Raw genomic sequence first — 14,831 nt, forward strand, 5'->3', positions numbered from 1 at the left:
CGCAATGGGCTGCACCATTCGCAACGACGATTGTTCCGCCAATGGCATTCATTGCCCCCAGCGCCTAAAGTCCCTGGCTATGGGCAACGATCCCCTCGGCGGCCGTACCGCCGACAGCAGTGGCGGAGTCCAGTCCGTCGACCGGGCCATCACCATCCTGGAGATCCTCTCCGAGCGCCGCGAGGCCGGGGTGAGCGAGATAGCCCAGGAGATATCGGTCCACAAGTCGACGGCGTTCCGGTTGCTGGGGGCGCTGGAGTCGCGCGGCCTGGTCGAGCAGGCCGAAGAGCGGGGAAAGTACCGCCTCAGCTTCGGGATCATCCGCCTCGCGGGCGGGGTCGCCTCCCGGCTCGACCTCACCCAGCAGAGCCGCCCCGTCTGCCGCCGCCTCGCCGAGGAGATCGGCGAGACGGTCAACATCGCCGTCCTGCGCTCCCACTACGCGGTCAACCTCGACCAGGTACGCGGCCCGGCGGCGGTCACCACCCACAACTGGGTCGGCGAGCTCACCCCGCTGCACGCCACCTCCAGCGGCAAGATCCTGCTCGCCCACCTCGACGACCTGCACCGGGTCCGGCTGGTCGCCGCGAGCGGGCTGAAGACGTACACCCCGAACACGATCACCTCGGCCGACACGCTGGAGAAACAGCTTCTCCAGGCCCGCGAGCGAGGTTACGCCGTCACCGTCGAGGAGTACGAGATCGGCCTGAACGCCGTCGCCGCGCCCATCCGCTCCCACGACGGCGAGATCGTCGCCGCCGTCAGCGCGTCCGGCCCGGCCTACCGCTTCGGTGAGGAGCGACTGCACGAGCTGGCGCCGGTAGTGATCGCCGGAGCCCTGGACATCAGCCACCGCCTCGGCCACACCGACCGGACCTGAGCGCCACAGTCCTCGCCGCAACGACCCCGGCCTCGTACGCGGCGACCGGCGGCCCCGCGCCGATCGCGGATCGTGCGCCGTAAGCGCCGTCCCCCGGCCCAAAAGCGTTCGCCTCGCGCTCCTTGGGCGGACTAGCGTTGGCCTCCCTCACGCGCGGGAGGACGCGCCCCGCCCCGCGCCCGCGAGCCGGCGAACTGGAGAAGCCACATGACCGCTCAGCTCGTAGCGCTCTGCTTCGACGCGAACGACCCGCTCCGTCTCGCGCGCTTCTGGGCCGGAGTCCTGGGCTGGGAGACGGCCGGCGACGCCCACGACGACATCACCCTCCTGCCGAGCGACGACACCGGGTTCCGGATCCGATGTCTGCCGACCCCGGAGAAGAAGACCCGCCAGAATCAGATGCACTTCGATCTGACGAGCACCTCCCTTGAGGACCAGCGGCGCACGGTGGCCAGATCACTCGAACTCGGCGCGCGGCACATCGACATCGGGCAACGCCTCGAGGAGGGGCATGTGGTGCTCGCCGACCCCGAGGGCAACGAGTTCTGCGTCATCGGGCCGGGCAACAGCTTCCTCGCCGACTGCGGATTCGTCGGAGCGCTCGCGTGCGACGGTTCGCAGGAGGTCGGATACTTCTGGAGCGAGGCGCTGGGCTGGCCGCTGGTCTGGGACCAGGACCAGGAGACCGCGATCCGCTCGCCGCACGGCGGACCGAAGATCACGTGGGGCGGTCCCCCGGTGGCGCCGAAGACCGGAAAGAACAGGCTGCACTTCGACCTCGCCCCACCCGCGAACGGTGATCATCAGGCGGAGGTCGAGCGTCTCGTCTCCCTTGGCGCGACCCTGATCGAGAGCGGTCCCCGCGGGACCGGCCAGGTGCTGATGGCCGACCCCGATGGCAACGAGTTCAGCGTGTCGCCCCCGCCGGCGGCGTGACCGGCCCCGGCGGCTCGACGCCGGGGCCGCCGGGAGACCCAGGTCACGTTCGTCCGATGTCACAGGGAGTCGACCTGCCTCGTCTCAGGAGGTGTAGCCATCGACGACCACGAAGGGGCACACCATGGACGCGCGACTCGACTACTTCGCCGACCCGACCGCAGGAAAGATCCTCAAGCACTTCATGGCGGCGGGCAGGGCGCTCAAGGAATCGCCGCTGCCGGCCGCCACGCAGGAGCTGGTGGCGCTTCGCGTGAGCCAGATCAACGGCTGCGCCGTCTGCGTCGACATGCACACCAAGGACGCCACCGCCGCAGGCGAGACCTCGGTCCGGCTGAACCTGGTCGCGGCGTGGCGGGAGGCCACGGTCTTCACCGAGGCCGAACGTGCCGCGCTGGAGCTGGCGGAGGAGGGTACCCGGATCGCGGACGCGGCCGGTGGGGTCGGCGACGAGGTGTGGGCGTACGCCGCCAAGCACTACGACAGTGAGCAGCTCACCGCCCTGGTGCTCATGGTCTCCTTCATGAACGCGGCGAACCGGCTGAACGTCATCAGCCGGCAGCCGGCCGGCGACTACGAGCCCGGCCGGTTCCACTGAGAGGGCGGGGATCAGGTGTGAGCGAGGTCGAGGAGTTCGAGGAGCTGCGGCCGCTGCTGTTCTCGATCGCCTATCGGATCCTGGGCAGTGTCGGCGAGGCCGAGGACGCGGTGCAGGAGACGTGGCTGCGCTTCGACGGCTCGGCGACCCGGCCCACGTCGGCCAAGGCCTTTCTGTCGGCCACGGTCACGCGGATCTCCATCGACGTGCTGCGCTCGGCGCGGGTGCGGCGGGAGGAGTACGTGGGCCCGTGGTTGCCCGAGCCGCTGCTGAGCGACCCGTATCAGGATCCGGCGCGGGCGGCGGAGCTGGCCGACTCGGTGTCGATGGCGGCGTTGCTGCTGCTGGAGCGGCTCAGCCCGCTGGAGCGGGCGGTCTTCGTGCTGCGGGAGGTGTTCGGCTTCGGGTTCGACGAGGTCGCCACGGCGGTGGGCCGCTCGGAGGCGGCGTGCCGGCAACTGCTGGTGCGGGCACGACGCCACATGGAGGCCGGGCGTCCGCGCTTCGAGGCGGTCCGCGCGGAGCGGGAGGAGCTGGCTTCACGGTTCTTCGGCGCCTTCCGCGAAGGTGACGTCGCCGGTCTGCGTGAACTGCTCGCCGCCGACGTCTCGATGGTCGGCGACGGCGGCGGCAAGGCCCCGCAGCTGGCCAGGGCGGTCATCGGCGCCGAGTCCGTGGCCCGGCTGCTCGCCTCCCTCTCCCTCAAGCTGGTCCGGATCGACGTGACGTTCGAGCCGCACGAGGTCAACGGCGAGCCTGGCGCGATCTTCCACGACCGGGACGGCAAGGTGCTCTACACCCTGGTCCTCGACATGCTCGACGGGCGTATTCAGACGATCCGTTCGGTGATCAATCCCGACAAGCTCGGACACATGGGCCCGGTGGCAGATGCCTGGGCGCTCACTCGCGAGGCAAGACAGGCACACCGGCCCACGAAATGATCGCGCCGAAAAGCGGGGCCTTCGATCTGAAGGCCCCGCTCCTCGGCTCGGGTGATCGGTGGTGGGCGGTGCGAGCGGTTCTTTACGCGGCGTAGGTCTCGAACTCCGCGACCTGCGGCGTGGCGGTCGCGCCGGTGATCCTGAAGGTGATCTTGCTCAGCGAGGTGGCGGTGAAGGTGATGGTGCCCGCCCCGCTGCCGGACTTCAGGACGGCGCCGTTGGCGGGGTTGACGACCTGCCAGGCCCCGATGGCGCCCGTGGCGCCCGACGCCTCACGGATGACGATCCTGGAGATCGTCTTGGCGGAACTCCACTTGATCGAGATGTCACCGGTCGATCCGGACGGCGACCAGTAGGTGCTCAGGTTGCCATCGCGCACGTTGCCGTAGCTGGTCCCGCCGCCCTTGCTGGAGCCGTCGGAATCGGCCCCGATGCTGAGGTTGGTCCCGCCGGACGGAGGGGTCGACGGCGTGACGGTGGGCGTGGGGCTGGTGCTCGGCGGCGGCGTCTGCGGTGAGCAGCTGCCGTTCGACACCTTTATTCCCTTGTTGGCGCCCGCCGTCTGGCTGACGATGTTCGGCACGCAGCTCGCCCCGTCGAGGGTGTAGGAGTACGGGACGCTGACGGTGGTGTTGGACTGCGGGTTGGGACCCGCGGGGTTGTTGTCGCCGCTGCGGCTGGACCAGGTCACGTTGTCGAAGATGTTGCCCGCGACCTGCCAGTAGCCGGCCTCGCTGGTGTAGAAGGTGCCCAGGACGTCCTTGGAGTTCCTGAAGTAGTTGTTCTCCACCTTCGCGCGGGCCCCGGCCCGGGAGTTGATGCCGGACTCACGGAGGTTCACGTAGGAGTTGTTGTAGATGTGGGCCACGCCGCCACGCAGCAGGGGCGTGCGGGAGTCGATGTTCTCGTACAGATTGTGATGGAAGGTGATGAAACCGTTTGAACGGTCGCTCTCACTGGACCCGATGAGCCCGCCGCGGCCGGAGTTGCGCAGGGTGCTGTAGGACAGGGTGACGTACTGGGTGTCGTCCTTCATGTCGAAGAGGCCGTCGAAGCCCTCCGACTCCCCGCCCGACGCCTCCAGGGTGACGTGATCGACCCAGACGTTGCGTACGCCGCTCTCCATGCCGATGGCGTCACCGCCGTTGGACGTGGGCGAGCCCGACTTCTTCACGTTCCGGATGGTGACGTTCTGGATGATGATGTTGCGGGCCTCGCGGATGTGGATGCCCAGCTGGTCGAAGACGGCACCGTTGCCGACCCCGATGATCGTGACGTTGCTGATCTGCTTGAGCTCGATCACACCGGCGGCGGTGTTGCAGCTTCCACCCGACACCTTGGTGGTGTTGCCGTGGTTGATGGTCCCCTCGACCTGGATGGTGATCGGGGTGCTGCTGCTGGCCCGGCCGCACAGGGCGGCGTGGATCGCGGTCCCCGTGGTGGCCCGCACCGTCTGCCCGCCCGCGCCTCCGGTGGTCCCGCCGTTGGCGGTCGCGTAACCGGTGGCGTTGCCGACCGCCGCCGACGCCTGGAACGTCGGCAGAACCACACCGACCGCGGCCACGGTGGCCGCCGCGGCCAGCGCCGCCTGGAGTCGCAACGCGACTGCTCGTCTCATCCTCGTCTCACTTTCGTCGCCGGGTAGGGGGCCCGCGAATCCATACAGGTCGATACGGAAAGCGCTTTCCCATCGCTTGCACGATAACGTCGGCCGTCAAAAGGCGTCAATGGCGACGGTGAAACCTGCAACAAAGCTGCACACGCACCTGTGAGCCCACCGGGGCGGAGCGCGCACTTCGCGGAACCCCGCCTCGCAGGTGTCAGGCAGGAGGCCCGGCTCCCCCGCGTTCTCCGGCTCCCCGCGGGGAGCCGGAGAGCCGGAGCACCCCCCTCTTTCCCAGATCGAATGATTCGCTTCCCGGGAAGTCAGGAGCGGTGGATATGAGGCCGGAAACGATACGCGAAACACCCGTCCTATCCGGCCCCGCGGCGAAAAAGAACCCTGCACGCCACCCCGAAGTTCGAACCTGACGTAAATCCTGATTTAGTCCGGGGAAGAAGTAACAACTACCGACTTTCCGAGCCGACCTCGGCCCACGAACTCCATCGGGAAGGGTTACATTCCGGAAAGGGTCGCCCATGTCCCCCCTCGACTCCGGCTATTCGCAGGCGGGATCACGGTGAGAGACGAGCTTCCCCGGCCAGGACATCAGGGTGGGCGGACCGCCTCCTTTACCGCGATCCCATCCCCAGGTCAACCCGTCTAATGCGCATTTCTCGTGACCTATGCCATTAAGTTGGCAGAGACTCGACAAAACCACCGCACGCCGGTTAACGGAGAGCTCACAACGCTTTTATGGTCGATGACAAATCCTCGGCCCGTCGACCCGAATTTTACATGCAATAAAAAGTGTCATTAATATTGAAAGTCAGTCCACGACGGCACACACTCGGCGTTGAGAAGGCCCACCCCCCAGCTTTTGGAGCCTCAATGGACCGAGCCGTAACCGGAATTCACGGGCGTAGAAAAACGACGCTCCGGCGCCTCACATCCGCCGTCGTCGCGACGCTCGCCGTGGCGTTCCTCTGTGTGCCGTCCGCCAGCGCCGCCTCGCTGCCGACACCGAAGGATCTGACCGCCTTCCTCGACCTCGAATGCTTCAAGACCAGCCCGTACCAGCCGCCCACCACCACGCTCACGCTGCGGCACCTCAACCCGGTGCTCAGCAACCTGCCGACCGAGACCGTCACCCTCGGCCAGCGTGAGCAGTTGTGCGTCCCGGTCGCCAAGAACAACCAGGCGCCGCCGTCGCCCGCGCTCGACTTCATCAGGTTCATCGACCTGGCCTGCTACAAGATCTCCGGCATCACCGTGAACACGGGCCTCGTGCTCAGTCACCTCAACCCGCTGTTCCAGGGCCTGCCGCGCACGCAGATCTCCATGACCACCCCACAGCAGCTGTGCGTACCGGTCATCAAGAACAACGTGGTCCCACCCGCGGAGATCCTGGCGCTCGTCCGTCACATCGACCTCAAGTGCTACGCCATCACCCCCAACGTCTCGCTGAACCAGCAGCTGTCCCTGCGCCAGCTCAACCCCGTCCTGACCCCGATCATCCCCACACACGGCGCTCAGATCCTCAACGCCCGCCAGCTGTGCGTCCCGGTGCAGAAGGCCGGGGACAACATCCCGAGCGAAGTGCTCAACATCGTCCGGTGGATCGACCTGGAGAAGTTCGACCTCGTCACCCCCGCCCTGCCCACGGTGTCGCTGACCCTGCGGCACATCAACCCCGTCCTCGCCGGTCTCCCGGCCGAGCAGGCGGTGCTCAGCGGCGCCAGCCAGATCGCCCTGCCCGTCGCCAAGAACGGCAACTTCCCACCGGGCTGACCCCCTGACCCGGCATCCCTGACACGGAGCCCCTCCACCGGCACCGGTGGAGGGGCTCCCCCGTTGCCCGGTCCCCGATGAGCCGGGACGCGCAGAGGCTTTTCATCGATCACCCGGCGCTTCGACGAACGTGGCACCGATCTCCGTCATCCGCTCGACCGCGTAGGCGGGGTCGATCAACGCCTCGGGGGTGTGGAGGCCCGGTGCCACGGTTTCGCCGCGCAGGCCGAGCAGTCGTTCGACACCGAGGGCGACGGCGAGCGCGGTCAGGTCGCGCTGCCCCTCCGGGTGGCGGAGGTGGCGTCTCCTCCTGAGCGGCGCACCCCGGTGATCCTCTCCTTCGAGATCGATCCCGACCACGCTGGAGGCGGGCTCACCTCGGCGCCTGTCCTCGGCGGACACACCGACCGCGAACGCGAAGCGGACGTTTGGTGCGCCCGTCGCGAGGGCGAGGCTCGGAACGTCGAGGGCGGCCATGAGCTGACCGGGCAGGACGGCGCCGTCGGCCCCGAAGACCTCCACCCGCGCGTCGGGGCCGTCGACCCAACTGAAGACGCCGTCGCGACGGACGAGACCCGCCGAGGTGGCGGCCGTCAGGCGTTCCATGTCCGCCGCCGCCGCCGGCCCGCCGATGTCCGGCTCGTCCAGCACGGCGCCGACCCGGATGGTGTCGATCCGGCCGAACTCCCTGGCGAGCTCCAGTGTCGCGAGGGTGACGAGACCGGCGTACCAGTGGCTGGCCAGCAGGATCGGCGCGGCACCGGCCCGCCGGCCGCCCGCGACGACTTCGGGGGCGATGTCCGTCAGGCCGCTGGAGAGGCTGACGTACGGCAGCCCTCGGTCCTGGGCGTAGCGCAGTCCGTTCAGGTGGCTGTCCCACAGTGCCGCGACGACCGCCGAGTGTTCATGGCCTGCGGGGAGGCCAAGGTCGTCGCGGCGCAGATCGACGGTCACCGCTGTCGCGTCGCCGAGGTCGTCGGCGACGCGCCGCGCGCGCTCCAGATCGCGGCCCGCGATCGTGAGCGGCAGCGTCGGATACCAGCGGCGCAGGATGGCCGCGATCCCCGCGCCCGTCTGACCGGACCCTCCCATGATCAGTACCGATTTCGCGTGTTCCATCGCGTTCTCCTCTCACGTCCCCACTAACCTACATTTTGTAACCTACATTTTGTAGCCTAGGCTGGGCGGCAACGCAAGGGAGGACGATGGCCCCGGTATCGACCCGCCTGTCCAAGCAGGCCAGGCGGGAGCAGCTGCTCGACACCGCCCTGACGATCGTGCGCGACCAGGGCGCCGACGGCCTCACCCTGCTCACCCTCGCGGAGGCCGCCGGAGTGAGCAGGCCGATCGTCTACGACCACTTCGGCACCCGCCCCGGCCTGCTGCTCGCGCTCTACCAGCGGCTCGACGAACGCCACAGGACCGCGTCGGAGCAGGCGTTGCGGGAGGCCGAGGCCACCCTTCGCGAGACGGCGCGCGTCCTGAGCGACGCGTACTTCGTGTGCTCCACCGACATGCCGGAGTGGAACGCCGTCTCCGCCGCGCTGAGGGGGAACCCGCGGATGGAGGCGATCGAGCGCGAGATGTTCGACAGCTTCACCGACCTGATGGCCTCGGCGTTGACGCCGTACTCCGACCTCACACCGGAGGCCCTTTGGTTGCGCTGCGTCGGCGCGCTGGGCGCGGCCGAGGCGATCGCCGCGGAGCTGAACCGGGGACGGACCACCGCCACCGACGCTGTCACCGCACTCACCGACCTGATCGTCGGCGGCATCACCGTTGGGACCGGTCGATCGGCGACCGACGGTTCATCGCGGTAATCCACGGCGCGGGCAGGTTGGAGTTCCGCCAGCCCGTCGAACAACGCGCACGAAACCGGACTCACTTCCGCCCTACGGCCAGGCGGCCAACTGGAACCAGACCGACTTGCCGTACGGGTTGAGGGTCCAGCCCCAGTTGTGGGAGAGGTCCTGGACGATGGCGAGACCACGGCCCGAGACCTCCAGGTCGCCGGCCCGCCTCAGGCGCGGAATCGCGATGCACGCGTCGTAGACGTCCACGGTCAGCAACTCTTTCTCCCTGCCGACCGTGACGCGTACAGGACTCATGGGAGAAACGTCCGACGAGCCGTACGCCAGCGCGTTGGTGACGAGTTCCGAGGCGAGGAGTTCGGCGATTTCCGGGATTTCTCCGGCCGCCTTCCAATCGGTGGCGACATCGCGCACGAACCGGCGGGCGGACGCGACACTCGACGGTTCGCGCGGTATCCACTTCTCCCCCAGCGGAGAAAGTCCGGGATTCATCGCGTAGCGATATTCGGTCAGCGCCGCACTCGCCTTGAGGACCTCTTCCATGATTTTCTCTCTCCGTCTCGGATTTCGTATGTTCAGCCTGCCGAGACGTGACTACTCTTGGTAGCCGAACGGTTACCAAGTCTGCGAGCTGGAGTTCATCGGCCCTTTGTTGAACTCCGACAAGGAGGGCATCATCCCCAATCTCTATACGCCTCAGGCGATCTGGGGCAGAGAGCTGCGGCACCACCGCAAGGCCGCGGGCCTCACCCAGAGCCAGCTCGCCGAGCGGATCCACTACAGCGAGTCCCTGATCAGCGGAATCGAGACAGGCCAGATCCCGTCCTGCCCGGATTTCGCCGAGCGCTGCGACGAACTCCTCGAAACAGGCGGCCTCCTGTCCCGCCTCCTCGACTGGCGCAAAGGACAGGTCTTCCCTTCCTGGTTCGAGAGTTGGCCGGACAGGGAACAGGCAGCGACGGTGCTGCGCACCTACGAACCGATCCTGATTCCCGGTCTGCTCCAAACCTCTGATTACGCCCTTGAGGTCCTCTACGGAGACGAGACAGCCGTACAGGCTCGCCTGGAGCGGCAGAAGGTGTTCGAACGAGAAGATCCAGCGCCACCACTACTTCGCTGCGTGATCGACGAGGCGGTGTTGCATCACCTGATCGGCACTCCCAAGACCATGCGTGAACAACTGGAACACCTGACGTCGATCATCACTCCTCGCTTCAGCGTGCAGGTCGTTCCTTTCGGCGGCATGCGGGCGGGCCTTGAAGCCGGGTTCGTAATCGCTACTCTGGAAGACGGAGGCGAGATAGCTTATTTCGATACGGCTGTTCGCGGACTGGTCACCAGCGATCAGGAAGATGTAAGGACAGCCGTAGAAAAATTCGAGGCGATTCGCATAGAGGCACTGCCTTTGCGCATGTCGATCGATCTCATCAGAAGAATAACAGAGGAAAAATGGACCTGAGTGACGCTAAGTGGAAAAAGTCAAGCCTTACCGGCAGCAACGGTGGAAACTGTGTCGAGGTCGCCACGGTCGAAGACACCACCGGCCGCCCCCACCTGATCGCCGTACGCGACTCCAAAGACCCCCACGGCCCCAAACTCCTCCTCACCCACACCACATGGACCACCTTCCTCAACCACCTGAAAACCAACAGGCTCAACATCGGCTGAGGGCTACTCCCCATTCGTCGGAGCACCGACCGCCCGGAACAGGCAAGATGATCCCGTGAGCTCGGAGAAGCTGCTCGCCGGACGCCTCTCATGGGCACCGGGCAGGAACAGGAAGAGGTGGGGATGATGGCTGGGCGGCTGGTTGAGCTGGAAGTGGAAAACTTCCGTAGCTTGCGGGAGGTGTCGTTGCCACTGGGACCGGTCAACGTGCTGGTGGGGCCCAACGGTGCAGGCAAGACGAACGTGCTACGGGTGTTCGACTTCTTGGCCGACATCGTACGGACCGATCTGGGGCCCGCGCTGGAGGACCGGGGAGGCTTTGACGAGCTGGTGTTCCGGGGTGGCGACCTGCGGCCAGACCATATTCAGATCGGGTTGAAGGGGCACTGGTCTGTGCCCGAGACATCCGGATGCCCGCTTGACATGTACCGCTTGAAGATCAACGGTAGCCCTCCGGCGCGCGAGGAGATCTTCCACCTCAGCCGTGCCGGCGGGTGGCGGAACCGGATCGAAGTGTCCGGTGAGAGAGCTGCGAGTTCACAGTACGGGGCCGACGAGGTGATATCGGATGACGAGTCCGAGCGGCGCACCGCAGTAATGGAGGTCGGGATCCAGCCGTTCAGCACCGGCCTGTCCACTCTGCCCCGCCTGTCAGAGAGTTTCGGCGGGCGAGAGGTGGTGGCCCTGGCCGACTTTCTCACCACCTTCCGCGTCTTCGACGTAGACGTCCCCCGTGCGCGCATGCCCTCGCGCGTTTCCCGGAGCGGATATGAGGCCATCGCGGACGACGCCTCCAATCTGGCGAGGTTCCTGTTGACTCTGCGCGATACCGATGAAGAGGCGTGGGAGCGACTCCAGGCCGACGCCATAGAGGTCCTCCCCCAGCTCGAAGCACTCGATTTCGACTATCCGTCCGGGGGCGCTCGTTCCGTCGTCGTGGTCCTCAGGGAGCGCGGGCTGCGCGAACCCACTTCACTGCTCGACGCCTCCTACGGCACGATCCGCCTGCTGGGTCTTCTCGCGATGCTCTACGACCCCAATCCGCCGGCGCTCACCTGCGTCGAAGAGATCGACCACGGTCTGCATCCGCAGGCGTTGGAGATCCTCGTCGAGCGAGTCCGGGAGGCGAGCGACAGAACACAGTTCATCATCGCCACACATTCGCCGGCCCTCGCCGACCGGCTCAAGCCGGAGGAACTCATCGTTTGCGAACGAGCGGAGGACGGTTCCTCCACGATCCCGGCGGTATCGACCGCCCAGGTCGAGAAGATCGTACGAGCCAGCGAGGGGATGCCCCTGGGAGAGCTGTGGTTCTCCGGCGCACTGGGAGGCGATCTGTGAACAGACGCGGGGGAACCCGCATCCGGCCGACCAGGAAACCGATCGTGGTTGTCGCCGGTGAGGATCGAAACGACCGGCTCAGCCTTCGGATCCTCCTGGAAGAGTTCTGCCCGGAGATGCGTGGACGGATCGTGGAGATCGGCGATCCAGTACGACTACATCAAGCCACGGGAGCGAACCTCGCTGCCCGCGCGGAGACTCTCGCACGCAAGGTCCGCGCGAGAGCCGTACGTGATGACACGACGGTGGCGTGCGTGTTCGTACACGAGGATCTCGACGCGGTCGACGACGAGCGTTATCCGGCCATTCGTCTGCGGGTGGAGAAGGCGTTGGAGGCCGCCCTGGGGACGGCGCACTACGCGCTGGCCGTAGCGGAGATCGAGTCCTGGCTGCTGTTGTTTCCTGACGCGCTCACCGCCGTCTGCGGCGCCTGGTCAGTGCCCATCCGCCATCGTGGCAAAGACACCGGACGGCTGGCCGATCCCAAGCGAGTGCTCATGCGAGAGGTCAGCGGATCGGGCCGCCGCTATCGGGAGTCCGACGCACCGGAGGTCCTCGGCCAGGCCACGACGATGGGCCTGACATCGAGGCCTGTGGGCCTTCATCGCTCGTACGAGCGACTGCGAGAAGACGCCCTCCGTTGTTGCACCGATCACATGTGCCTCACATCAAAGTGAGGCCTCCAGAAAGCGGTGTCGGAAAAATGGACCTGAGCAACGCCACGTGGGTCAAATCAAGCCTCTCAGGAGACAACGGCGGAAACTGCGTCGAGGTCGCGAGGCTCGAAGACAACGCCAACCACCCCCACCTGATCGCCGTACGCGACTCCAAAGACCCCGACGGCCCCAAACTCCTCCTCACCCCCACCACATGGACCACCTTCCTCAACCACCTGAAAGCCGACAGGCTCACCATCGGCTGAGGTCGTGTGTCAGGAGCCGTCCGGGGACGGGGAGCGGCGGAGAAGTCTGATGACGACGCTTTTGGAGGTGGGGGTGTTGGAGGTCTCCGCGACCGAGTCCAGGGGCACCAGGACGTTGGTCTCGGGGAAGTAGGCGGCGCAGCAGCCTCGGGCGGTGGGGTAGGCGACGGCGCGGAAGCCTTCGGCCCTGCGTTCGCCGTCGGGCCACTCGCTGACCAGGTCCACCATGTCGCCGTCGGCCAGGCCCCGCTCGGCGAGGTCGTCGGCGTGGACGAAGACGACCCGGCGGCCGTTGCGGATGCCCCGGTAGCGGTCGTCCATGCCGTAGATCGTGGTGTTGTACTGGTCGTGGCTGCGGACCGTCTGCAGCAGCAGCCGCCCCGGCGGGACCCGCAGCACCTCCAGGGGGTTGACGGTGAAGTTCGCCTTTCCCGTCGCGGTCGGGAAGCGGCGCTCGTCGCGGGGCGCGTTGGGCAGGGCGAAGCCGTCCGGGAGGCGGGCGCGCGCGTTGAAGTCCTCGAAGCCGGGGATCACCCGGGAGATGTGCTGGCGGATCACGTCGTAGTCGGCCGCGAACCGCTCCCAGGGCACCTGCGGGTCGGCGCCGAACAGCTCCTTCGCCAGGCGGCAGACGATGTCGACCTCGGAGAGCAGGTCGCCGGAGGCGGGCGGCAGGTTGCCCCGCGAGGCGTGGACGAGGCCCATGGAGTCCTCGACCGTGACGAAGCGGCCGGCGCCGCCGTCGGGCGCGGCGTCGCGTTCGGTGCGTCCCAGGGTGGGCAGGATGAGCGCCTCCCGCCCGCACACCGCGTGGGATCGGTTGAGCTTGGTCGACACCTGCACCGTGAGCCGGGCCCGGCGCATCGCCTCCTCGGTCACCGCCGTGTCGGGGGTCGCGGCCACGAAGTTGCCGCCCATCGCGACGAAGACCTTCGCCTGTTCGGAGCGCAGGGCGCGGATCGCCTCCACGGTGTCGAAGCCGTGCTCGCGGGGCGGCTCGAAGCCGAACTCGTCGCGCAGGGCGTCGAGGAACCACGCCGGAGGTTTCTCGTTGATGCCCATGGTGCGGTCGCCCTGGACGTTGGAGTGGCCCCGGACCGGGCACACACCCGCTCCCGGGCGGCCCACGTTGCCGCGCAGCAGCAGGAAGTTGACGACCTCCCTGATGGTGGCGACGGAGTTCTTGTGCTGGGTGAGCCCCATCGCCCAGCAGACGATGACCGACTTCGCGCCGAGCACCTCCCGTACGGCGTCCTCGACGGCCGGGCGGTCCAGCCCGGTCGCCTCCTCGACCTCGGCCCAGTCCAGGGAGCGCAGATCCTCGGCCCACTTGTCGAAGCCGTGGGTGTGGGCCTCGACGAAGTCGCGGTCGACCACGGTGCCGGGGGCGGCGTCCTCGGCTTCGAGCAGGAGCAGCGACATCGCCTGGAAGAGCGCGAGGTCGCCGTTGAGGCGGATCTGCAGGAACCGGTCGGCCAGCGTGGTGCCCTTGCCCACCAGCCCGGAGGCCCGCTGCGGGTTCTTGAAGCGGAGCAGCCCGGCCTCGGGCAGCGGGTTGACCGCGATGATCCTGGCGCCGCCGCGCTTGGCCCGCTCCAGCGCCGACAGCATGCGCGGGTGGTTGGTGCCGGGGTTCTGGCCCACCACGAAGACGAGGTCGGCCCGGTGCAGGTCCTCCAGCGAGACCGTGCCCTTGCCGATGCCGAGGGTCTCGTTGAGCGCCGAGCCGCTGGACTCGTGGCACATGTTGGAGCAGTCGGGCAGGTTGTTGGTGCCGAACCTGCGCACCAGGAGCTGGTAGGCGAACGCGGCCTCGTTCGAGGTGCGGCCCGAGGTGTAGAACAGCGCCTCGTCGGGACTGTCGAGGGCACGCAGCTCGCGGGCGACGATGGCGAACGCGTCATCCCAGGTCACCGGCACGTAGTGGTCGGAGCCCTCGGGGCGGTGCATCGGCTCGGTGAGCCGTCCCTGCTGGCCGAGCCAGTAGTCGGTGTGCCGGGCCAGGTCGTCCACGGTGTGCCTGGCGAAGAAGTCGCGGGTGACCCTGCGGACGGTGGCCTCCTCGGCCACCGCTTTGGCGCCGTTCTCGCAGAACTCGGCGGGGCTGCGGTGCCCGCCCTCGGGCCAGGCGCAGCCGGGGCAGTCGAAGCCGTCCTTCTGGTTGATCACGGCGAGGGTGCGCAGGGTGCGGCCGACGCCCATCTGGGCGTTCGCGGCCCGCAGTGACCGGGTCACCCCTGGGATGCCGGCGGCCCACTCCTTGGGTGGGCCGACCTCGATGGCGTCCTCGTTGACGTCGTCGCGCGGAGCCTTCCTGGCCATCCTCGCGCCTCCTTCCGGCCG

15 protein-coding genes are annotated in these 14,831 nt (G+C 67.5%); 11 read left to right on the top strand and 4 right to left on the bottom strand.

Annotation, left to right across the window (positions count from 1 at the left end; all coding sequences use genetic code 11):
- Positions 1-79: 79 nt before the first annotated feature.
- The 4 genes from ABZ664_RS20040 (at position 80) to ABZ664_RS20055 (ending at position 3,355) form a co-directional block, all read left to right on the top strand.
- Positions 80-880: an IclR family transcriptional regulator gene (locus tag ABZ664_RS20040; RefSeq protein ID WP_362511564.1), complete on the top strand. Its 801-nt coding sequence runs from the start codon at positions 80-82 to the stop codon at positions 878-880.
- Between the two features lie 207 nt (positions 881-1,087).
- A complete protein-coding gene (locus ABZ664_RS20045; RefSeq protein WP_362511567.1) occupies positions 1,088-1,816 on the top strand; it encodes a VOC family protein in 729 nt (242 codons plus the stop codon).
- Between the two features lie 124 nt (positions 1,817-1,940).
- Positions 1,941-2,414 (top strand): carboxymuconolactone decarboxylase family protein, encoded by a 474-nt coding sequence (locus tag ABZ664_RS20050; protein WP_362511570.1) that lies wholly within the window; start codon positions 1,941-1,943, stop codon positions 2,412-2,414.
- A gap of 17 nt (positions 2,415-2,431) precedes the next feature.
- Positions 2,432-3,355: an RNA polymerase sigma-70 factor gene (locus ABZ664_RS20055; RefSeq protein WP_362511573.1), complete on the top strand. Its 924-nt coding sequence runs from the start codon at positions 2,432-2,434 to the stop codon at positions 3,353-3,355.
- Positions 3,356-3,437: 82 nt separating this feature from the next.
- Here the strand turns inward: ABZ664_RS20055 and ABZ664_RS20060 are convergent, their stop codons facing one another.
- Positions 3,438-4,973 (bottom strand): pectate lyase, encoded by a 1,536-nt coding sequence (locus ABZ664_RS20060; RefSeq protein ID WP_362511576.1) that lies wholly within the window; start codon positions 4,971-4,973, stop codon positions 3,438-3,440.
- An 873-nt stretch (positions 4,974-5,846) separates the two neighbouring features.
- Here ABZ664_RS20060 and ABZ664_RS20065 point away from each other — a divergent pair.
- A complete protein-coding gene (locus tag ABZ664_RS20065; RefSeq protein WP_362511579.1) occupies positions 5,847-6,746 on the top strand; it encodes a hypothetical protein in 900 nt (299 codons plus the stop codon).
- Between the two features lie 102 nt (positions 6,747-6,848).
- On the opposite strand, the gene ABZ664_RS20070 is transcribed toward ABZ664_RS20065, so the two are convergent.
- Positions 6,849-7,865, bottom strand: coding sequence for a hypothetical protein (locus ABZ664_RS20070; RefSeq protein ID WP_362511582.1), 1,017 nt, complete (start codon positions 7,863-7,865; stop codon positions 6,849-6,851).
- Between the two features lie 86 nt (positions 7,866-7,951).
- On the opposite strand from ABZ664_RS20070, the gene ABZ664_RS20075 reads away from it, so the two are divergent.
- Positions 7,952-8,566, top strand: coding sequence for a TetR/AcrR family transcriptional regulator (locus ABZ664_RS20075; protein ID WP_362511585.1), 615 nt, complete (start codon positions 7,952-7,954; stop codon positions 8,564-8,566).
- A 72-nt stretch (positions 8,567-8,638) separates the two neighbouring features.
- On the opposite strand, the gene ABZ664_RS20080 is transcribed toward ABZ664_RS20075, so the two are convergent.
- Positions 8,639-9,100: an ATP-binding protein gene (locus ABZ664_RS20080; RefSeq protein ID WP_362511588.1), complete on the bottom strand. Its 462-nt coding sequence runs from the start codon at positions 9,098-9,100 to the stop codon at positions 8,639-8,641.
- A 109-nt stretch (positions 9,101-9,209) separates the two neighbouring features.
- Between ABZ664_RS20080 and ABZ664_RS20085 the strand changes: the two genes are divergently transcribed.
- The 5 genes from ABZ664_RS20085 (at position 9,210) to ABZ664_RS20105 (ending at position 12,488) form a co-directional block, all read left to right on the top strand.
- Entirely contained in the window at positions 9,210-10,016 is an 807-nt protein-coding gene (locus ABZ664_RS20085) for a helix-turn-helix transcriptional regulator (RefSeq protein WP_362511591.1), read from the top strand.
- Positions 10,007-10,225, top strand: a complete 219-nt coding sequence (locus ABZ664_RS20090) for a DUF397 domain-containing protein (RefSeq protein ID WP_362511594.1) — start codon at positions 10,007-10,009, stop codon at positions 10,223-10,225. Before ABZ664_RS20085 ends, ABZ664_RS20090 begins: the two co-directional genes overlap by 10 nt.
- 90 nt (positions 10,226-10,315) lie before the next feature.
- Positions 10,316-11,566 (top strand): AAA family ATPase, encoded by a 1,251-nt coding sequence (locus ABZ664_RS20095; protein ID WP_362511597.1) that lies wholly within the window; start codon positions 10,316-10,318, stop codon positions 11,564-11,566.
- Positions 11,563-12,243 carry a hypothetical protein gene (locus ABZ664_RS20100; RefSeq protein ID WP_362511600.1) on the top strand — a complete coding sequence of 227 codons (681 nt, stop codon included), beginning with the start codon at positions 11,563-11,565 and terminating at the stop codon, positions 12,241-12,243. The genes ABZ664_RS20095 and ABZ664_RS20100 overlap by 4 nt, the downstream gene beginning before the upstream one ends.
- Positions 12,244-12,269: 26 nt before the next feature.
- Positions 12,270-12,488, top strand: a complete 219-nt coding sequence (locus ABZ664_RS20105) for a DUF397 domain-containing protein (protein ID WP_362511603.1) — start codon at positions 12,270-12,272, stop codon at positions 12,486-12,488.
- A gap of 9 nt (positions 12,489-12,497) precedes the next feature.
- Here the strand turns inward: ABZ664_RS20105 and ABZ664_RS20110 are convergent, their stop codons facing one another.
- Positions 12,498-14,810 (bottom strand): FdhF/YdeP family oxidoreductase, encoded by a 2,313-nt coding sequence (locus ABZ664_RS20110; RefSeq protein ID WP_362511606.1) that lies wholly within the window; start codon positions 14,808-14,810, stop codon positions 12,498-12,500.
- Positions 14,811-14,831: the final 21 nt, after the last annotated feature.

It is taken from the genome of Streptosporangium sp. NPDC006930 (assembly GCF_040635605.1).
Classification (GTDB): domain Bacteria; phylum Actinomycetota; class Actinomycetes; order Streptosporangiales; family Streptosporangiaceae; genus Streptosporangium.